Source organism: Pantoea eucrina (assembly GCF_020079945.1).
Lineage (GTDB): Bacteria > Pseudomonadota > Gammaproteobacteria > Enterobacterales > Enterobacteriaceae > Pantoea > Pantoea eucrina.
In genome coordinates, this window is record NZ_CP083448.1 from 1,762,511 (window position 1) to 1,782,466 (window position 19,956).

A 19,956-nucleotide genomic window follows, 5' to 3' on the forward strand; every position below is an offset into this window, starting at 1 on the left:
CCTTTTTTTATGCGCTTATTTCTGATAAAAGTCGCGATACCAGTCGACAAACTGCTGTACGCCCTGCTCAACGCTGGTCTGCGGCCGGAAATTGATGGCGTCATAGAGAGGCTGCGTATCTGCGCTGGTGCCCAGTACATCGCCGGGCTGCATCGGCAGCATGTTCTTCACTGCCTCAATGCCCAAAGCTTTCTCCAGCGACTCTATATAGGTCATCAGGCGCGTTGGCTGACTGTTGCCAATGTTATATACCCGATAAGGCGCAGAGCTGCTGGCGGGGGAGCCGTGCTCCACGCTCCATGCGCTGTCAGGTTGTGGTACCACCGCCTGCAGGCGAACAATCGCCTCAGCGATATCATCGATATAGGTAAAGTCGCGCGTCATCTCACCGCGGTTATAAACGTCGATCGCCTCGCCTGCCAGCATTGCACGGGTAAATTTAAACAGCGCCATATCGGGCCGGCCCCATGGGCCATACACGGTAAAGAAACGCAGTCCGGTTGTCGGCAGCTGATAAAGGTGCGAATAAGTATGCGACATCAGTTCGTTGGCTTTTTTCGTCGCCGCATAGAGGGAAACCGGGTGATCAACGCTGTCATCGGTGGAGAACGGCATTTTGCGGTTCAGCCCATAAACTGAGCTTGAAGATGCATAAAGAAGGTGGCCAATCTTATGGTGACGGCAGCCTTCCAGAATATTCAGATGGCCGGTGAGGTTAGCATCTGCATAAGCGTGCGGGTTATCGATTGAGTAACGCACACCCGCCTGCGCGGCGAGATGGATAACGCGCTCAAACGCGTGCTGTTCAAACAGAGAGGAAATGGCCTGGCGATCGGCCAGGTCCATTTTAATAAAAGTAAATGCGGGATGCGGTGAAATCTGATCGAGGCGAGCCTGTTTCAGGCTGACATCATAATAGTCATTCAGGTTGTCGATACCAACAACCTGGTGACCGGCAGCGAGCAAACGCTGGCTTACGTGAAAACCGATAAATCCTGCTGCGCCGGTTACCAGAAAATTCATACATCCCTCATTTATTACGCAATTTGAATAGACGCTCCGCGGCCGATTGCATAATAAACGAAACCGCGTTTGCTGATACGCTCTGGATCATACAGGTTACGACCATCAAAAATCACGGGTTGTTTTAACGCATTTTTAATTACGTCAAAATCAGGCGCCCGGAAATTCTGCCATTCGGTACAGATAACCAGACCATCAGCGCCCTGCAGTGCCGCTTCTTTAGTCCCTGTGAGTTTCAGATCGTCACGGTGACCATAGATGCGCTGCGCTTCTTCCATCGCTTCCGGATCGTAAGCCTGAACCGTAGCACCCGCTTCCCATAACGCTTCCATCAGCACACGGCTGGAGGCTTCACGCATATCGTCGGTGTTGGGTTTAAACGCCAGGCCCCACAGCGCAAACGTCTTGCCGCGCAGATCGTCACCAAAATGGCGCTTGATAAAGGCAGGCAGTTTGTTTTTCTGCGCGTCATTGACCTCTTCCACCGCCTGCAGCAGGCGCGGTTTATAGCCAATAGACTCTGCTGTACGGATCAGCGCCTGCACATCTTTCGGGAAGCAGGAACCGCCGTAGCCGCAGCCCGGATAGATGAAGTGATAGCCGATACGGGGATCAGAACCGATACCCTGACGGACTTTCTCCACGTCAGCGCCCAGCAGCTCAGCGAGATTAGAGATCTCGTTCATAAAGCTGATTTTGGTCGCCAGCATGCAGTTTGCCGCATATTTTGTCAGCTCTGCACTGCGGATATCCATCAGGATCATGCGATCGTGGTTACGGTTGAACGGCTCATAGAGCTCGCGCAGCAGTTCCACCACATCATCATTGTCAGTACCGACAACGATACGCTCTGGTCGCATGCAGTCGTTAACGGCCGCACCCTCTTTGAGGAATTCCGGGTTGGAAACCACATCGAAAGAAACGCTGGCGCCACGCTGTTTCAGCGTCTCCTGCATCACATTGCGTACGCGGTCGGCTGTGCCGACTGGCACCGTTGATTTATCGATAACGACTTTGTGATCGTTCATATGTTCTGCAATCGTGCGCGCAACCGCGGTCACATATTTCAGATCGGCAGAACCATCTTCGTCAGGCGGTGTGCCAACAGCAATAAACTGCATCACCCCGTGATTAACGCCCTCTTTGGCGTCAGTACTGAATTTCAGGCGGCCCGATTCATAATTGGACATCACCAACGGCGTCAGACCCGGTTCAAAAATCGGGATAACACCCTTTTTCAGGTTTTCGACTTTGTTCGCGTCGACATCAATGCAGAGAACGTCATGTCCGACTTCGGCCAACACCGCAGCCTGAACCAGACCGACATAGCCGATACCAAATACAGTGACTTTCATTAAATTATCCTGTGCTTAATGAATTACTTTTTATTGCCTACCGCGTTGTCCAGCCACTGTGCAAAATCTTTGCCCAGCACCGGGTGACGTACGCCGTACTCAACAAAAGCCTGCATGTAACCCAGCTTGTTACCACAGTCGTGGCTGACGCCAGTCAGGTGATAAGCTTCTACAGTCTCTTTTTCCATCAGCATAGCGATAGAGTCGGTCAGCTGAACTTCGCCGCCTGCACCCGGAGGGGTTTTAGCCAGCAGAGGCCAGATATCAGCAGAAAGAACATAACGACCTACTACCGCGAGGTTTGAAGGCGCTTCATTCGCTTTTGGCTTCTCAACAACGCCCACCATCGGTGCACTCTGGCCCGCGCTCAGCTCGGCGCCTTTGCAGTCAACCACACCGTATGCGGTTACGTCTGCTACTGGCTCAACCATGATCTGGCTGTGACCGGTTTCTTCAAAACGCGCCAGCATCTCTGCCAGGTTGTCTTTGGTCGGGTTTGACTCATATTCGTCGATGATAACGTCTGGCAGAATGACTGCTACCGGCTCATCGCCTACCAGCGGATGTGCACACATGACTGCATGGCCCAGACCTTTAGCGATACCCTGACGCACCTGCATAATGGTGACGTGTGGCGGACAGATAGACTGGATTTCATCCAGCAGCTGACGCTTAACACGCTTCTCCAGCATGGCTTCCAGTTCGAAGCTGGTATCAAAGTGGTTTTCGATTGAGTTTTTAGAAGAGTGCGTAACCAGCACAATTTCGTTAATGCCCGCAGCAATACACTCATTTACGACATACTGGATCAACGGCTTATCGACCAGCGGTAACATCTCTTTTGGAATAGCTTTGGTCGCTGGCAGCATACGCGTACCTAAACCTGCAACCGGGATTACCGCTTTTTTTACTTTTGACTTATAGGCAGACATCAAATACCTCTCTTAATAGGCCGCTCAAGTTAATACTTGATATGTCGGTTTAAAAAACGAAATGAGTATATCAGTTAGTATCAGGCGGAATTATCCTGGATAAAGTTAATCCATGGAATTTAAGACTTTTACCCAAGTGTAAAGGATAGGTCTGGCGCTGTCGCTTAACTGATTTAACCCGCTGTTTAACTGCTTATTCTTCACCCGATAACATCAGACGTAGCCTGCCGCCGGCACCCCAGACGTGGCACTGCCAGGCACCGGTATGCTGAGAAATCTGATTAAGATGGGTCCCCCCCATCGTACCCAGCGGTACACCGCTGTTTAACTGCAGCTGCTGCGTTTCCAGGTGCAGCGTGGCATTAAGCCCTGCTGAAACCAGAATTAATTTACGCAGTTCGCGATGATAATATCCCACCAGAAGCGGGAACTGCCCGGTAAGGTTTGCCTGGCGCAGCAGCATATTCACCTGACGCAGCAGGCCGTTGAGTTCCGGCAGCCGATGATGCTGTCCGGACAGCTGCTCCTGCAGTAAACCGTTGAATAGCGCCCGCAGCAGCAGCGCGGCCAGCACGCCGTTGTCGCCCGCCCGGGTAACATCGAGACAGTAAAAGGCGAGATCTTTATCGGAGAGCGCAGCGATATCCAGAACCAGCCCTGGCTGTTCCGCCATGGTGAGCTGTCGGTAGTTGATGCGGCAGTGCGCAATGGTTTGCTGCACCGGCGGCTGCAGCTGCTTCAGCAGTTTTGCCGCGGCGATCGGATCGCGGGCCAGCGCATCCCAGTCCTGAAACAGCTGCTCATCCTCCTCCACTTTCGAGGTGAACATCGAGGGATAAAGACACTCAAAAACAGCCTCGCGGAAGCGTTCGATATTTTTCAGGGGTTTCAGTAATACATCCTGCACGCCAAGCCGCAGCGCATGCGCGATATCAGCCATATTCTGGGTAGCAGATATGACCAGTACAGGCACCGTATTCCCCTGACTGCGCAGATGCTCAACAAACGCAATACCGCCCATCCGGGGCATTTCCAGATCGCAAATCACCAGATCGGCGCTGTGCGACGACAGAATGTCGAGGCCTTCCAGCCCATCGCCGGCCTGCAGGGCTGTTGCCCCCAGACTGGTCAGTACATTTTCCAGCAATGAACGGAAAACGACCTCATCTTCGACAATGAGTATCTTTTTGCCGAGTAGTGGTTTTTCCATTCTCTCCCCCTGCGTACCAGATATTGCAATAGTGGTTCATAAAATGCAGTTGCGCCTTTAATTATTGTCATCAGCGACAACCCCCCTGAATGAACAACTGACTATCTGCTACGGACCAGTGGTAATAGTTCATCCATTTTTTTCTCTACGGCCGCCTTACCGGCAGCCATCGCCTCTTCAGCACGATGAAAATCCAGCGTTGAAATCTGCGGACAAAACGGCTGAATCAGCACATCCGGCGGATCGCCCGCCATACGGTTACGTTTCAGGCGGTTTTCCAGCACCTGAATTGAGGTCGACATGATCTCCATTGCGCCAGGTGACTGCGCCGCGCGCTGGCGGGAAAATCCCATCAGACGCTGACGTAATTTTTTACCCCACGAGAGCGCCTCTGCCGCGTCATCGCCGTTTTCCGGCGTTACCGACAGCAGATCCTGCTGCATCAGATGCGCATCATGCTGAAGATCGACCGCAATAACAATGTCGGCGCCAAGTGCGCGCGTCAGGGAGATGGGCACCGGGTTTACCACCGCGCCATCCACCAGCCAGTATCCATTGTAGCCAACAGGTGGTAATAAGCCTGGCATACTACAGGAAGCGCGCACGGCCTGATGCAGATCGCCTTCAGTCAGCCAGAGCTCACGGCCGGTACTCAGGTTGGTGGCAACCACGCCAAACGGTTTCAGGCCGCCGTCAATCTGGTCATGCGGGATCAGCTGGCGAATATGACTGAAAACGCGATCGCCGCGTAACAGTCCCCCGCGCTGCCAGGAGAGATCCATCAGGCGTATAACATCCCAGTAGCGAAACGCGCTGACCCACTTCTCCATCTTTGCCAGGTGACCATTGGTGTAGGCGGCACCAACCAGCGCGCCGACTGAGCAGCCCGCTACCACATCAATTTCAATACCGGCACGCTCCAGCGCATTGATGACGCCGATATGCGCCCAGCCCTTCGCGGCGCCCGATCCCAGAGCCAGTCCAATCTTGACCTTTCTCATCTTACCTCGTGATGCTGCTGGTACGTAGCATCATGCCACGCAGTCGGCTACCATAGCGCACGCCTATGATAACGTTAACCACTCTCAGGAGATGATGTGTCCGAAAAGTGCCCCTGCTGCAGCGGGAAGCAGTATAGCGTATGTTGTCAGCCCTTTTTAAACGGCGAGGCCATCCCGCTAAGTGCTGAACAGCTGATGCGATCTCGCTATACGGCCTACGCCACGGGTAATGCAGTTTATCTGACAGAAACCTGGCACGCCAGCCAGCGCAGCGTCGATCTGACGGCGCGTTTATCTGAAAGTTTTGCCGGTACAACGTGGCTCGGACTAAATGTAACCTGTTGTAATCATGGCATCCATGAGAACGAAGCCTTTGTGACCTTTTTTGCGCGCTACCGCGAAAAAGAGCGCGAGTCAGCGATCGCTGAACGTTCACGCTTTCTTCGGGAGGAGGGTCGCTGGTACTATGTGGATGGAACAGCGCCAGCAATCGGGCGTAACGATCGCTGCCCCTGCGGCTCTGGCAAAAAATACAAAAAATGTTGTGGCTGATATCCGCTTCGCCGCAATGGTAATACCCTTATCGCTTTGACAGGACCTTGACTGAGATGCAAGCGCAAACACTGCAACGAAAAGTTTTACGGACCATTTGCCCTGATGCTAAAGGTCTGATCGCCAAGATCACCAACATTTGCTACAAGCATGAACTCAACATTGTGCAAAACAATGAGTTTGTCGATCACCGCACCGGCCGCTTTTTTATGCGCACCGAGCTGGAAGGCATTTTTAACGACAATACGCTGCTGGCCGATCTGGATAGCGCTCTGCCGACCGGTTCGGTGCGTGAGTTGCACACTGCCGGTCGCCGCCGCGTCGTTATTCTGGTCACAAAAGAGGCGCACTGCCTGGGTGACCTGCTGATGAAAAGCGCGTTTGGCGGTCTGGATATGGAGATCGCTGCGGTGATCGGCAATCACGATACGCTGCGCTCGCTGGTAGAACGTTTTGATATTCCTTTTGTGCTGGTCAGCCATGAAGGCAAAACGCGCGAAGAGCATGACAACCGCATGGCGGAAGAGATCGATCGCTATCAGCCTGATTACGTGGTGCTGGCAAAATATATGCGCGTGCTGACGCCTGCTTTTGTGCAGCGCTACCCTAACCAGATCATCAATATTCACCACTCGTTCCTGCCAGCTTTTATCGGCGCGCGTCCTTATCATCAGGCGTATGAACGCGGCGTTAAAATCATTGGCGCAACGGCGCATTACGTCAATGACAACCTGGACGAAGGTCCAATCATTATGCAGGATGTCATTAACGTGGATCACAGCTATACCGCTGAAGAGATGATGCGCGCCGGACGCGATGTGGAAAAAAACGTGCTGAGTCGCGCGCTCTATAAAGTGCTCGGCCAGCGCGTGTTTGTTTATGGCAACCGCACGATTATTCTTTAAGCGCGGCGTTTTGGCGCCAGGGCGCTGAATTGTCTAACTCTTCAGCGCTACGCGTAAAAAACGGGCAAACAGGTTTTATTTTTACATCCGGTGCTTTACAGGCGGAACGCATTTGATATGATGCGCCCCGCCTTCAGGCACAAAGATTCAGGCAAGTGGCGGGATTCCCGAGCGGCCAAAGGGAGCAGACTGTAAATCTGCCGTCATCGACTTCGAAGGTTCGAATCCTTCTCCCGCCACCATCTGAATCACTCTGCAGTGCCTGAATCTGAGCTTTATATCCCAGGCGGGATTCCCGAGCGGCCAAAGGGAGCAGACTGTAAATCTGCCGTCATCGACTTCGAAGGTTCGAATCCTTCTCCCGCCACCATCTCCTGTTCCGTTCGCTACATCCTGAAAAAACTCAGTTTGCTCTTCCCCTCTGATACTGTGCTGCCTGCTCCGCTTCGGGCATGACTTTTTGCCAAAAAGCCGTTACCATCGCGCCGCATACAGGTTATTAAAATGGCAGCGATATGAAATTTGTTTCATTCAACATCAACGGGTTGCGCGCCCGCCCTCATCAGCTGGCCGCGCTGGTGGAACAGCATCAGCCTGAGGTTATCGGCCTGCAGGAAACCAAGGTTCACGATGAGATGTTCCCACTGGAAGAGGTCAGCCAGCTCGGCTACCACGTCTTCTATCATGGGCAAAAAGGTCACTACGGCGTCGCGCTACTTACCAAAAACGCACCGGTACGGGTCATGCGCGGTTTTCCGGGCGATGACGCTGACGCCCAGCGACGCCTGATTATGGCGGAGATACCGAGCCCGGCAGGTAACATCACCGTTATCAACGGCTATTTCCCGCAGGGTGAAAGCCGCGACCACCCGCTTAAATTCCCGGCTAAAGAGAAATTCTACCGCGATCTGCAGAGCTATCTGATGGAGCACGCTGCCGCTGACAAGCCGGTGCTGATCATGGGCGACATGAATATCAGCGCCACTGACCTGGATATCGGGATTGGTGAGGAGAGCCGCAAGCGCTGGCTGCGTACCGGAAAATGCTCGTTTCTGCCGGAAGAGCGTGAGTGGATGGATCGGCTGCTGCAGTGGGGTCTTACCGATACCTGGCGCGCCAGAAACCCGACGAAAAACGATCGCTTTTCCTGGTTCGACTACCGCTCGCGCGGATTTGATGACAACCGCGGACTGCGCATCGATCTGCTGCTGGCCAGTCAGCCGCTGGCCGCGCGCTGCGTCGATGCCGGTATCGATTACGCCATTCGCGGCATGGAAAAACCTTCTGACCATGCTCCCGTCTGGGCGACGTTCGATCTGTAAACGTCAGGCGTGGCGCCGGCGCGCCACGCTTAACTATTTAATGATTTTCCACAGCAGCGGATTGGTCCCCAGCACCTTTTCATCCCGCGAGCACTGCAGCAGTACCCCTTCGGCCTTAACCACTGCGCCTTCTGAATAGCTGCGGTTTTCATAAATGCAGCACTGAAGGCAGCTGTTTTGCTGACGATTCTGGCCCTGCGTCCAGACTTCCGCCGGCATATCCACCACCACATCCGTATTACCCGTCCGCCCCGGCTCCGGCATCCGGTTTGCCAGCGCTGTAGTGCTGCAGATCAGCAGCGCCAGCGCCACCCCTGTTGTATACCCGCTCATTGCGTCTCCTTTGGCTTTCGCCGCTGTTTTTTGGCTTTCGCGCGCGCTGGCGAAGCGGCCGCCAGCCCTTTGAACGCCTGCAAAGAAGGCCGCTGCCGCGCCTCGCCAATCAGCGTGGTCAGCGTTGACACCAGCGGCTGCATAAACTCATCATAGCGGCAGCTTTTTTCGCTGATGCGCGTCAGGGTTGACTCCCACTGCGCCGTCATATCCGGCCGCGCCGCCATTTCCGGCAGCGCATGGATCAGGGCTCTGCCCGCCTCCGTTGAGTGGATATAGCGCCCTTTTTTAACCAGGAAGGTGCGGCGAAACAGCAGTTCAATAATGCCGGCCCGCGTCGCCTCCGTTCCTAAACCATCGGTCGCACGCAGCACTTTCTTTAATTCTTTATCCTGCACAAAGCGCGCAATGCCGGTCATGGCGGATAACAGCGTGGCATCAGTAAACGGCCGCGGCGGCTGGGTCTGCTTCTCCAGCAGTTCACCGCGCTCGCACAGCAGGGTATCGCCTTTAGCGACGACCGGCAGCGGCGTGCCGTCATTCTCTTCGTCACGCTCTTTATTCCCGAGCAGCGCGCGCCACCCCGCTTCCGCCAGAAACCGCGCTTTTGCAACAAACCGGCCACCACCGATCTCCAGATCGATAACGCATTTGCGGAACTGCGCATCCGGGCAGAACTGCATCAGATATTGCCGGGCAATCAGCGCATAGATCCGGGCCTCATTGTCGCTGAGTGCGACTTTGCCGGTACGCGCGGTGGGAATGATAGCGTGATGCGCATCGACCTTTTTATCGTCCCAGCAGCGGTTTTTCTGTTCCGTATTGAAGTCAGCAGGTGGCGTGAGATCGGGCTGATGCACAGCGATCGCTTTCAGCACGGCATGACGACCGGCGTAGTGCTCATCAGGGAGATAGCGGCTATCCGAACGCGGATAAGTAATAAGCTTATGCGTCTCATAGAGGCGCTGACAGCAGTCCAGCACGCTCTGCGCGCTCAGCCCGTAACGCTTTGCGGCTTCAATCTGCAGGCTGGAGAGCGAAAACGGCAGCGGTGCGGTTTCCGATTCACGCCTGTCGTTATAGCCGGTCACCTGCGCGGGCTGTCCCTGAATACGCGCCAGCACATGCTCTGCCAGCGGCCGGTGCAGGACGCGCCCCTCTTCATCCTGCCAGGGTTCGCAGGCGTCGCTTGGCACCCAGCTGGCAACGAAGCGCTCCTCTTTTGGCGTGACGACATGCGCTTTTACTTCAAAATAGTCTTTGGGCACAAAGTGCTCGATCTCTTCATCACGTCGCACGACCAGTCCGAGCACCGGCGTCTGCACGCGCCCCACCGACAGAACGCCATCATAGCCGGCGTTACGCCCCAGCAGGGTCCAGGCGCGCGTCATATTGATGCCATACAGCCAGTCAGCGCGTGAACGCGCCAGCGCTGAGACGCAAAGCGGGATGAATTCGCGGTTTTCGCGCAGCCGGCTCACCGCACGCTCAACGGCCGCCGGATTAAGATCGTTGATCAGGCAGCGCTGCACCCGCTGGCGCTTACCGGCCGGCAGCTGCAGATAGTCCAGCACCTCATCCACCAGCAGCTGACCTTCGCGATCCGGATCGCCGGCGTGCACGATTTCGCTGGCCTGCTGCAGTAAGCCTTCTATGGCTTTCAACTGTTTCGCTACCGAGGGGCGCGGCTGCAGACGCCACTTTTCAGGAATAATAGGCAGATCGGCCAGGTTCCAGCGGGCATAGCGGCTGTCGTAGCTATCAGGCTGCGCCTGCTCCAACAAATGCCCGACGCACCAGGTCACCACCTGATCGTTGCCGCAGGCGATATAGCCCTCTCCGCGGCGATGCGGCTTTGGCAAAACATCTGCGATGGCGCGCGCCAGGCTCGGTTTTTCAGCAATAAATAGACGCATGGAAGGCGCAAATCCTTTCTTTTAGCTTTAACGAAAACAGTGAAGCGATGGTAGCCTGGCGGCCTGCTGGAGGTAAGCTTTCTCTGCACGGATGCGGCGCTTTTGCGCACGACGCCTGCAATTCTGCCAGATTGCAGGCGAGAGAATCAAAACCAGGAGACAAACTCTGTGGTATCCGGTGCGACAACTGTGGTGCTGGCTTTAAGCTGCGGCGTGCCGAGATAGAGAAAGCCCACAATGGCATCTTTTTCTTTGCAGTTGAACGCCGCCCGCACGTGAGGATGGTCGGTCCAGGGGCCACTGCGCCAGATGCCGTTATACCCCTGAGCCAGCGCGGCCATCTGCATCGCCATAACGGCACAGCCCGCAGAGACAACCTGCTCCCACTGCGGCACTTTTTCAGAGGGCTTGTAGTCTGCAATTACCGTTATCACCATGGGCGCACGAAACGGCGCCGCCGCCGCTTTCGCGATGGCTTTTTCATCCAGCGCGCTCTCGCGGGCGGCCTGCTCCAGCACGCGGCTTAGCCGGTCCCGTCCCTCATTCTCCGCAATAACGAAACGCCACGGGCGCAGCGTACCGTGGTCGGGTGCCCGCATACCGGCATGCAGAATATTTTGCAGCACCTCACCTGCCGGAGCGGGTTCAGTCAGTCGCGAAGCTGAGCGGCGATTGGTTAATAACTCCAGTGCATCCATAAGGGTTCTCCTGTGCCTTTTGATGATGTGCTAATCCTGGCACAGCGCGATCTTTTGTAACAGTCTGGTGCGAATTCCTGCTGACTTTTCAGCCGCTGCTCTTTAGGATGATGCCGATATCGGGGTCCGCACGCCTGCTGCCGGCTCTGGCTACGTGAATATGGAGAGTTTATGCGCACATTGTGGCGAATGATTACCGGTCTGTTCCGCTGGAGCTGGCGGGTTCTGAATTTTATCCGGGAATTTATCCTTAACCTGTTTCTGATTGTCCTGATCCTGGCCGGTGTCGGCATCTGGCTGCAGCTGTCGAGCGCCGGCAACAGTGAACCGGTCCAGCAGGGAGCATTAAAAGTCGATCTTAGCGGTATGCTGGTGGATAAACCTTCAGTGAGTAACCGTCTGAGCCGCATCAGCCGTCAGCTGCTGGGCGCGAACAGCGATCGCCTGCAGGAAAACTCCTTGTTTGATGTGGTTGATGCGATTCGTCAGGCTAAAACTGACAGCAATATCATCGGTATCGTGCTGGATCTGCGCGATTTTGCCGGTGGCGATCAGCCCTCTCTGCAGTATGTCGGTAAAGCGCTGCGGGAGTTTCGCGACAGCGGTAAACCGGTTTATGCGCTGGGTGACAGCTACAGTCAGGCGCAGTATTACCTGGCCAGCTTCGCGAATAAAATCTGGCTCTCCCCTCAGGGTACGGTTGACCTGCACGGCTTTGCGACCAACGGCCTCTATTACAAAACGCTGCTGGAAAAGCTGAAGGTCTCTTCCCACGTTTTCCGCGTAGGCACCTATAAGTCAGCCGTTGAACCGTTCCTGCGCGACAATATGTCACCGGATGCACGCGATGCGGACAGCCGCTGGATCACTCAGCTATGGCAAAATTATCTCAATACGGTGTCGGCCAACCGTCAGATTACGCCAGAGCAGCTCTTTCCCGGTGCGGCAGGCGTGATCAGCGGACTGGAGGCGGTACAGGGTGACACCGCTAAATATGCGCTGAATAACAAACTGGTGGATACGCTGAGCTCACGCGCGGCGGCTGACCAGGCGCTGGCGAAAACCTTTGGCTGGGACAAAGCAAATAATGACTACCGCTATGTCAGCATTTATGACTACCGTCTGAAACAGCCAGCGCAGCAAAAAGGCAACATCGCGGTGATCCTCGCCAGCGGTGCGATCATGGATGGAGAAGAGAGCGCAGGCAATGTCGGCGGTGATACGACGGCCGCACAGATCCGTGAAGCACGCCTCGATCCCGCCATTAAAGCTATCGTGCTGCGGGTAAACAGCCCGGGCGGCAGCGTCACCGCATCGGAAGCGATTCGTGAAGAGCTGGCCGCCGCGCATGAAGCCGGTAAGCCGGTGGTGGTCTCCATGGGAGGCATGGCCGCATCGGGAGGTTACTGGATTTCAACGCCGGCAGATTACATCATCGCCGCGCCTTCTACGCTGACCGGTTCAATTGGCATTTTTGGCGTGATTAATACGGTCGAAAACAGCCTGGACGCAATCGGTGTACATACGGATGGCGTAGCCACCTCACCGCTCGCTGATGTGGCTACCACCAAAACGCTGCCTGCAGAGGTACAGCAGCTGATGCAGCTGACGATTGAGAATGGCTATCGCAATTTCATCGGTCTGGTTGCTGCGTCGCGCCATAAGACGCCTGAGCAGATTGATGCGATTGCACAGGGCCATGTCTGGACCGGCAGCGATGCCAAAGGTAATGGTCTGGTTGACGCGCTGGGTGATTTTGATGACGCCGTGGCGAAAGCTGCCTCGCTGGCCAGCGTGAAACAGCCTGCGCTGAACTGGTATCAGGATGAACCCGGTATGCTTGATCTGCTGCTTAATCAGATGAGCGCCTCGGCGCAGGCGGTACTGCCCGACGCGCTGAAAATCTGGCTGCCCGCACCGGTGCAGGATGTTGTCAGCGCCATGCAGTCGCAGCCGGGCCTGCTCGGTAAGCTTAACGATCCGCAAAATCGTTACGCCTTTTGTCTGAATTGCGGCAGCGTTCGCTAATTTTACAGCCCGGCCGCTGGTCGGGCTGCTTTTCCCTGTCAATCCCCTTATACTGCGCGTTTTACGGCAAGTCTGAGTACACTCATGCAAAAGAAAAATATCTATGTAGCCTACACGGGCGGTACTATCGGGATGCAGCGCTCTGCGCAGGGCTATGTACCGGTATCAGGCCACCTTCAGCAGCAGCTGGCCAATATGCCTGAGTTTCACCGGCCGGAGATGCCGGATTTTACGATTCATGAATACGCCCCGCTTATCGACTCCTCTGATATGACGCCGCAGGACTGGCAGGCAATCGCAGATGATATCCGCCAGAATTATGACGCCTATGACGGTTTTGTTATTCTGCATGGAACCGATACCATGGCTTTCACCGCATCGGCTCTCTCCTTCATGCTGGAAAATCTGGCAAAACCGGTCATCGTCACCGGATCGCAGATCCCGCTGGCGGAACTGCGCTCTGACGGTCAGCAAAATCTGCTGAACTCCCTCTACGTGGCGGCTAACTATCCGATCAATGAAGTGGCACTGTTTTTCAATAACACCCTGTTCCGCGGCAACCGTACCACCAAAGCGCACGCCGACGGCTTTAACGCCTTCGCCTCGCCAAATCTGTCGCCGCTGCTGGAAGCGGGTATCCATATCCGCCGTCTGAACACCTCTCCCGCGCCACAGCAGACGGGCGAGCTGGTGGTTCATCCCATTACCCCGCAGCCTATTGGCGTGGTCACCATTTATCCGGGCATCTCTGCAGACGTGGTGCGCAACTTCCTGCGCCAGCCGGTTAAGGCGCTGATTCTGCGCTCTTATGGCGTGGGCAATGCGCCGCAAAATGCGGAGTTCCTGCATGAGCTGCAGCAGGCGAGCGAACGCGGGATTATCGTGGTTAACCTGACGCAGTGCATGTCCGGCAAAGTGAATATGGGCGGCTATGCCACTGGCAATGCGCTGGAGCATGCTGGCGTGATCAGCGGTTTTGACCTCACCGTTGAGGCCACGTTAACAAAACTGCACTATTTATTGAGTCAGGACCTTAGCCCCGATGAAATTCGTGCCAGAATGCAGCAGAACTTACGTGGCGAACTGACTGAAGATTGAACGGAGCAAAATGATATGAAGCGGGCATTGGTAATTATCGATATCCAGAATGACTTTTGCCCCGGCGGTCCGATGGCCGTGCGCGAAGGTGATCAGACTGTGGCGGTAGCGAATCGCTATGCGCGTGAGTTTCGCCAGCGCGGCGAATGTGTTGTGGCCCTGCAGGACTGGCATCCGGCAAATCATGGCAGCTTTGCCTCAGTGTCCGGTGAGCCTGTCTACACGCTGGGTGAGCTTAACGGGCTGGCGCAAATCTGGTGGCCGGACCACGGTATCGAAAACAGCCCGGGCGCAGATTTTCATCCCGACCTCGATCGCTCCCTGATTGACGCCGTATTTCACAAAGGTGGAGACGTTGATGTCGACAGTTACAGCGCCTTTTTCGATAACGGACACCGGCGCAAAACTGAACTGGATAACTGGTTGCGCGAACGCGATATCACGCATCTGGTTATGCTGGGGATTGCGACTGACTACTGTGTGAAATATAGCGTGCTGGATGCGCTGGAGCTCGGGTATCACGTTCAGGTCGTTAAAGAGGGCTGCCGCGGCGTGAATCTCAATCCGGAAGACAGTGACATTGCGCTGGCGCAAATGCAGGCGCAGGGTGCGGAAATAATCTGAAAAACAGGCTGGGTATTCCAGCCTGTTTTCTTAGTGCAGATTGATGCGCGTGACATCCGGCTCGATGCCAAACTCTTCTTTCAGCTGCTTTTTAGATTTCGTCACAATATCTCCCCCTTTGGCAATGCTCATATGCTGAGGTGAGTCGTTATGACGCGCCTGCCACAGCATGACCAGCTGCAGACAGTGCTCGCGCTGCTCCTGCGTTAATGCAACACCATCAGGCCATTTACCCGTCTCAACGGCGGTTGCCAGACGTGCATAGATCTCAGGCGTCATCGCATCCAGCATCGCATTCAGTTCCTGATTCATTCTATCCCTCCTGCTGTTTGCCCTGTTCGTCAGTAAAGCTCAGCGAGGCGGAGTTAACGCAATAGCGCTCACCGGTAGGCTGCGGGCCATCCGGAAAAACATGCCCCAGATGCGCGTCACAGCTGCCGCAGCGGATCTCAACCCGGTGCATGCCGTGCGAGTCGTCTTCAAGGTAGCGTATCGCCTCATCGCTGACCGGCTGGTAGAAACTGGGCCAGCCACAGCCTGAATCATATTTGCTTTCTGACAGAAACAGCGGTGCCTGACAGACCAGACAGTGATAAATGCCATCCTGCTTGTTGTGCAACAGCGCGCCGGTAAAGGGTGGTTCGGTACCCCGATGCTGCGTGACGTAGCGCTGCATTTCCGACAGCTGGCCGATTTTTGCTTCAGATGCGGTATCTTTTGCCATTTTTGCTTCCAGAGTATCTTTCTGTAGAAATCAGCTACTATTCTAACAAACGGACAACATTGCCCGACGTTTTTTTTGTGCGAACTTTTCTGCCCTGGTCGCTGCAGCGTGGTTTTGTGATGACGATCACTCTTTGTGACAAACTTCCCTTTTCACACGCTAATCAGCGTAAGATAGACGCGCTGTAAAATCGGCGCGCAAGCGGTTGCAATACAGATTATTCCTGGCGTTGGAATTGACCTGTCGCAACAATTGACACGATTCCGCTTGACGCCTGGTAAGGTTTTTGTAATTTTACAGCCAACCTTTTATTCACTAACAAATAGCTGGTGGAATATATGACTATCAAAGTAGGTATCAACGGTTTTGGCCGTATCGGTCGCATCGTTTTCCGTGCTGCTCAGCAGCGTTCAGACATCGAAATCGTCGCGATCAACGATCTGCTCGACGCCGATTACATGGCTTACATGCTGAAGTACGATTCTACCCATGGTCGTTTTGACGGCACCGTAGAAGTACAGGATGGCGCGCTGATTGTTAACGGCAAAAAAATCCGTGTTACCGCTGAGAGAGACCCGGCTAACCTCAAGTGGGACGAAGCAGGCGTTGACGTTGTTGCTGAAGCAACCGGGATCTTCCTGACTGACGAAACCGCACGTAAGCATATCTCTGCCGGTGCAAAGAAAGTGGTTCTGACCGGTCCATCTAAAGATGACACCCCGATGTTTGTACGCGGTGCCAACTTTGATAAATATGCTGGCCAGGATATCGTGTCTAACGCATCCTGCACCACCAACTGCCTGGCACCGCTGGCAAAAGTCATCAACGATAAATTCGGTATCGTTGAAGGCCTGATGACCACCGTTCACGCCACCACTGCTACCCAGAAAACCGTTGATGGTCCGTCACATAAAGACTGGCGCGGCGGCCGCGGTGCAGCACAGAACATCATCCCATCGTCTACTGGCGCAGCAAAAGCGGTTGGTAAAGTACTGCCAGAGCTGAACGGTAAACTGACCGGTATGGCTTTCCGCGTTCCTACGCCTAACGTCTCTGTGGTTGACCTGACCGTTCGTCTGGAAAAAGCAGCGACCTACAAAGAGATCTGTGAAGCTATCAAAGCGGCTTCAGAAGGCGAAATGAAAGATGTACTGGGCTATGTTGAAGATGACGTGGTTTCTACTGACTTCAACGGCGAAGTACTGACTTCAGTATTCGATGCCAAAGCAGGTATCGCGCTGAATGATAACTTTGTGAAACTGGTTTCCTGGTACGATAACGAAACCGGTTATTCCAACAAGGTTCTCGACCTGATTGCTCTGGTTGCTGCTAAATAAGCGACCAGGCTATATCAATAAGGGTGACTTCGGTCGCCCTTTTTTTTTCGACCAGATAAACAGAGGCTGAACGATGCCAAATACGCTTTTTACACTGCCTGTGACAGAGCAGATAACCCCTTACCTGTCGCTGCGTCAGCAGGATGACCTGCCGGTCGTGATTATCAGTCATCCGAAAGTTCGTGCGGCTATCGCGCTTCAGGGCGCGCATCTGCTCGCCTGGCAGCCCAGCGGTCAGCAGCCTGTTCTCTGGCTGAGTGATAAAAGTGCGTTTAAAGCAGGTAAAGCGATTCGCGGCGGCGTGCCGATCTGCTGGCCGTGGTTTGGCCCTGCCGGTGAACCGGCTCACGGATTTGCCCGCACCCAGCCATGGACGCTGACAGCACACGATGAAAATGACGATGCCGTCATGCTGACCTTTACGCTGGAAAGTAACAGCCAGACGAAAAAGCTCTGGCCTCACGACTTTACGCTGCTGGCCCGTTTCCGGCTGGCCGATCAGTGCGAGATTGAACTTGAAGCCTGGGGCGATTTCGACGCGACAGCCGCGCTGCATGCTTATTTTAGCGTAGCGGATATCGCTGAGACCGCAGTCAGCGGGCTGGGTAAGACGTTTATCGATAAAGTGGCGGATAACTCACCGGGTGAAAACAGTAGCGGCGTACAGCGCTACCCGGGACGGATTGACCGTATTTATACTGCGCCTGACGAGTGCAGCGTGATCAAAGACAGCAGCGGCGGCAGGCAGATTGAAGTTTATCATCACTATCAAAGTGACGTTGTCACCTGGAACCCGGGTCCTGAACTCTCCTGCAGCATGGCGGATATGCCGAATGACGGCTACAAGCGCATGGTCTGCGTCGAGACGGCGCGCATCACTAAGCCGCTAAAAAGCGCGGGCGAAACACCTGCCCGCCTGGGGACAACCTTACGCGTGCGCAGCGCTAAGCCAGCTTAAACCACATCCAGCGGCATGCGCTGCTGCGGAGCAGGAAACAGCTGGTCGAGCAACGCGATCTCTTCGGCGCTGAGCGTGATGTTCAGCGCCGCAGCGTTTTCCTGAACGTGCGCGACGCTGCCTGCTTTAGGTATCGCTATGAGACCCTCATGCCGGATCGCCCAGCTCAGCAGCAGCTGCGCCACACTAATCTGCTTATCCCGTGCCAGCGCCAGCAGCTGCGCATTATCAAACAGCGCCTGTCGCAGCCGCCCCGCCTGGGCCAGCGGGCAATAAGCCATTACCGGCATGGCGCGCTGCTGGCAGAGCGGCAGCAGCGTATGCTCAATGCCGCGGGATGCAAGATGATACAGCACCTGGTTCGTCGCGCAGGAGAAGCCGCCCTCTTCTGCCCACAGCTCTTCCATATCATCGCTGTCAAAATTTGATACGCCCCAGCTGCGTATCTTTCCCTGCGCCACCAGTTTCTCCATGCCGCGAAGGGTCTCCTCCAGCGGGATATTACCGCGCCAGTGCAGCAGATAAAGATCGAGGTAGTCGGTTTTAAGTCGCTGCAGGCTGCGCTCACAGGCTCCGGTGATATCAGCTTCGCTGGCGTTCCACGGATAGACTTTGGAAACCAGCCAGGCGCTATCACGTCGTCCCTGCAGCGCTTCACCCACCACTCTCTCAGCTTCCCCGTCAGCGTACATTTCGGCCGTATCTATCACCTGTAATCCGGCAGCAAGCCCCGCCTGCAGCGCAGCGATCTCCTGAGCACGCAGCGCGGGGTTTTCCCCCATATACCAGGTTCCCTGCCCGATAGCGGGCAGCGAAGCACCATTGATCCAGACGTTTTGCATCATCCCTCCTGCGCGGTACGGCTATAAAAAAACAACGCCTGATATCAGGCGTTGCGATAGTGCATCAGAAGCTGTAGCTGAGGCCGGTCCAGAGCGTGACCTGGCCGTTTTTATCGACCATCGGGCTGTCTTTAACCTCATCATCAAAGCGGGTGTAGCGCCCGGAAAAACTGGCGTTCCAGTTTTGGGTAAGCTGGTAGCTGGCGTTCAGCTCGACATAGGGCGACCAGCTGTCATCGGGCCGGTAGGTGGCGATACCGCTACGGGCACTCTCATGCGAAGAAACGCCGTAGTAGTAACGGTTTTGATTTGCGCTGTTCCACAGGGCCCCGATACCGGGCGTCAGGCTGAATGCGCCAAACTCAAAGCGGTAGAGATACGTCAGATCCCAGATGATGCCATTACTGTTATTCAGCACATCACCCAGTAATGCCGTGCGCAGGATGCCCCACTCTGCAACATGACGATAAGTGCCACCCGCCATTAGCGTCATCCGGCGCTTATCCAGAGATTTCATATCGCCAAGATCGTTATCATCCGGGTCATACTGCTGTGGCGAACCGAGCAGCGTCAGCGACAGCTGATTCTGCGGGTCTTTCCACAGGTAATAGCCGCCCTGCAGGCTGCGAAACCAGAAGTTTTCGCCTTCATAGTTGATAACCGGTACGGGCAGATAGCGATCCTGTCCGCCACGATAAGGCGATTGAGCATAGATAACAGAGGCGCCCAGCGACAGCGGGTCAGCATGAGCAGTAAATGCGGTCACCAGCGCGGGAGACAGCAGCATAAACGCAGAAAGTTTAAAGGTGTTCACTATATATTTTGCCTGTTAAGTCACTAATTGCTTTTGCAGTCTAGCGAATATTTTGCAACAGAGGCAATCTGCTGTTAACCGTAATGGCTAATTCTGCCGCTCTTCACATCTTGCAGAAATTTACGCAGCTTATACCGAACAGAGTTGTTGGCATCTTTACAGGCCGTCTCCCATCCTCACAGGCGAATATTTCGCAAAACGCTCGTGGCTTAAAACAATATGCGGAAATTTGCGCGTTTTTTGTGCGCTAATCGTTTAATCCTGCGCCACTTACTACTTGATCT

General features: G+C 54.9%; 20 protein-coding genes and 2 tRNA genes. 10 read left to right on the forward strand and 12 right to left on the reverse strand.

Features of this window, described 5'->3' with window-relative positions; translation table 11 throughout:
- Positions 1-15 precede the first annotated feature (15 nt).
- From LAC65_RS08265 to rssA, 5 genes are all read right to left on the reverse strand, one after another.
- Positions 16-1,023 carry an NAD-dependent epimerase gene (locus LAC65_RS08265; protein WP_039384660.1) on the reverse strand — a complete coding sequence of 336 codons (1,008 nt, stop codon included), beginning with the start codon at positions 1,021-1,023 and terminating at the stop codon, positions 16-18.
- A 14-nt stretch (positions 1,024-1,037) separates the two neighbouring features.
- Positions 1,038-2,378 carry a UDP-glucose dehydrogenase family protein gene (locus LAC65_RS08270; protein ID WP_039384663.1) on the reverse strand — a complete coding sequence of 447 codons (1,341 nt, stop codon included), beginning with the start codon at positions 2,376-2,378 and terminating at the stop codon, positions 1,038-1,040.
- Between the two features lie 23 nt (positions 2,379-2,401).
- Positions 2,402-3,310, reverse strand: coding sequence for a UTP--glucose-1-phosphate uridylyltransferase GalU (gene galU, locus LAC65_RS08275; protein ID WP_039384664.1), 909 nt, complete (start codon positions 3,308-3,310; stop codon positions 2,402-2,404).
- Between the two features lie 193 nt (positions 3,311-3,503).
- Positions 3,504-4,520 carry a two-component system response regulator RssB gene (gene rssB / locus LAC65_RS08280; protein ID WP_039384667.1) on the reverse strand — a complete coding sequence of 339 codons (1,017 nt, stop codon included), beginning with the start codon at positions 4,518-4,520 and terminating at the stop codon, positions 3,504-3,506.
- Between the two features lie 101 nt (positions 4,521-4,621).
- Positions 4,622-5,521, reverse strand: coding sequence for a patatin-like phospholipase RssA (rssA, locus tag LAC65_RS08285; RefSeq protein ID WP_039384669.1), 900 nt, complete (start codon positions 5,519-5,521; stop codon positions 4,622-4,624).
- A 96-nt stretch (positions 5,522-5,617) separates the two neighbouring features.
- Between rssA and LAC65_RS08290 the strand changes: the two genes are divergently transcribed.
- The 5 genes from LAC65_RS08290 (at position 5,618) to xthA (ending at position 8,300) form a co-directional block, all read left to right on the forward strand.
- Positions 5,618-6,073, forward strand: a complete 456-nt coding sequence (locus LAC65_RS08290) for a YchJ family protein (RefSeq protein WP_039384671.1) — start codon at positions 5,618-5,620, stop codon at positions 6,071-6,073.
- Between the two features lie 56 nt (positions 6,074-6,129).
- Entirely contained in the window at positions 6,130-6,978 is an 849-nt protein-coding gene (gene purU, locus LAC65_RS08295; protein ID WP_039384674.1) for a formyltetrahydrofolate deformylase, read from the forward strand.
- 157 nt (positions 6,979-7,135) lie between these two features.
- Positions 7,136-7,220, forward strand: a tRNA-Tyr gene (locus tag LAC65_RS08300).
- 43 nt (positions 7,221-7,263) lie between these two features.
- Positions 7,264-7,348 (forward strand) — tRNA-Tyr (locus LAC65_RS08305).
- Positions 7,349-7,493: 145 nt separating this feature from the next.
- A complete protein-coding gene (gene xthA, locus LAC65_RS08310; protein WP_039384676.1) occupies positions 7,494-8,300 on the forward strand; it encodes an exodeoxyribonuclease III in 807 nt (268 codons plus the stop codon).
- Positions 8,301-8,333: 33 nt separating this feature from the next.
- Here xthA and LAC65_RS08315 read toward each other — a convergent pair whose 3' ends face one another.
- The 3 genes from LAC65_RS08315 to LAC65_RS08325 all read right to left on the reverse strand — a co-directional run bounded on the left by LAC65_RS08315 (position 8,334) and on the right by LAC65_RS08325 (position 11,247).
- Positions 8,334-8,633, reverse strand: coding sequence for a YnjH family protein (locus LAC65_RS08315; RefSeq protein ID WP_039384678.1), 300 nt, complete (start codon positions 8,631-8,633; stop codon positions 8,334-8,336).
- Positions 8,630-10,549 (reverse strand): DNA topoisomerase III, encoded by a 1,920-nt coding sequence (locus tag LAC65_RS08320; RefSeq protein WP_039384680.1) that lies wholly within the window; start codon positions 10,547-10,549, stop codon positions 8,630-8,632. The genes LAC65_RS08315 and LAC65_RS08320 overlap by 4 nt, the downstream gene beginning before the upstream one ends.
- 146 nt (positions 10,550-10,695) lie before the next feature.
- Positions 10,696-11,247: an NAD(P)H nitroreductase gene (locus tag LAC65_RS08325; RefSeq protein ID WP_039384682.1), complete on the reverse strand. Its 552-nt coding sequence runs from the start codon at positions 11,245-11,247 to the stop codon at positions 10,696-10,698.
- Positions 11,248-11,418: 171 nt separating this feature from the next.
- Here LAC65_RS08325 and sppA point away from each other — a divergent pair, with 171 nt between their 5' ends.
- The 3 genes from sppA (at position 11,419) to pncA (ending at position 14,997) form a co-directional block, all read left to right on the forward strand.
- Entirely contained in the window at positions 11,419-13,275 is a 1,857-nt protein-coding gene (gene sppA / locus LAC65_RS08330; protein ID WP_039384685.1) for a signal peptide peptidase SppA, read from the forward strand.
- Positions 13,276-13,359: 84 nt separating this feature from the next.
- Positions 13,360-14,373 carry an asparaginase gene (gene ansA / locus LAC65_RS08335; protein ID WP_039384688.1) on the forward strand — a complete coding sequence of 338 codons (1,014 nt, stop codon included), beginning with the start codon at positions 13,360-13,362 and terminating at the stop codon, positions 14,371-14,373.
- 15 nt (positions 14,374-14,388) lie between these two features.
- Positions 14,389-14,997: a bifunctional nicotinamidase/pyrazinamidase gene (pncA, locus tag LAC65_RS08340; protein ID WP_039384690.1), complete on the forward strand. Its 609-nt coding sequence runs from the start codon at positions 14,389-14,391 to the stop codon at positions 14,995-14,997.
- Between the two features lie 30 nt (positions 14,998-15,027).
- Here pncA and LAC65_RS08345 read toward each other — a convergent pair whose 3' ends face one another.
- Together LAC65_RS08345 and msrB are read right to left on the reverse strand one after the other, a co-directional pair.
- Positions 15,028-15,309, reverse strand: a complete 282-nt coding sequence (locus tag LAC65_RS08345) for a YeaC family protein (RefSeq protein ID WP_039384691.1) — start codon at positions 15,307-15,309, stop codon at positions 15,028-15,030.
- 1 nt (position 15,310) lies between these two features.
- Positions 15,311-15,721 carry a peptide-methionine (R)-S-oxide reductase MsrB gene (gene msrB / locus LAC65_RS08350; protein WP_039384692.1) on the reverse strand — a complete coding sequence of 137 codons (411 nt, stop codon included), beginning with the start codon at positions 15,719-15,721 and terminating at the stop codon, positions 15,311-15,313.
- A gap of 338 nt (positions 15,722-16,059) precedes the next feature.
- On the opposite strand from msrB, the gene gapA reads away from it, so the two are divergent.
- Both gapA and LAC65_RS08360 read left to right on the forward strand, forming a co-directional pair.
- Positions 16,060-17,058: a glyceraldehyde-3-phosphate dehydrogenase gene (gene gapA, locus LAC65_RS08355; protein WP_039384694.1), complete on the forward strand. Its 999-nt coding sequence runs from the start codon at positions 16,060-16,062 to the stop codon at positions 17,056-17,058.
- 73 nt (positions 17,059-17,131) lie between these two features.
- Positions 17,132-18,016: a D-hexose-6-phosphate mutarotase gene (locus LAC65_RS08360; protein ID WP_039384696.1), complete on the forward strand. Its 885-nt coding sequence runs from the start codon at positions 17,132-17,134 to the stop codon at positions 18,014-18,016.
- Here LAC65_RS08360 and LAC65_RS08365 read toward each other — a convergent pair.
- Together LAC65_RS08365 and LAC65_RS08370 are read right to left on the reverse strand one after the other, a co-directional pair.
- Entirely contained in the window at positions 18,013-18,861 is an 849-nt protein-coding gene (locus tag LAC65_RS08365) for an aldo/keto reductase (RefSeq protein WP_371328703.1), read from the reverse strand. The two genes, LAC65_RS08360 and LAC65_RS08365, sit on opposite strands and share 4 nt — an antisense overlap.
- A 61-nt stretch (positions 18,862-18,922) precedes the next feature.
- Positions 18,923-19,672 (reverse strand): MipA/OmpV family protein, encoded by a 750-nt coding sequence (locus LAC65_RS08370; RefSeq protein WP_039384700.1) that lies wholly within the window; start codon positions 19,670-19,672, stop codon positions 18,923-18,925.
- Positions 19,673-19,956 lie beyond the last annotated feature (284 nt).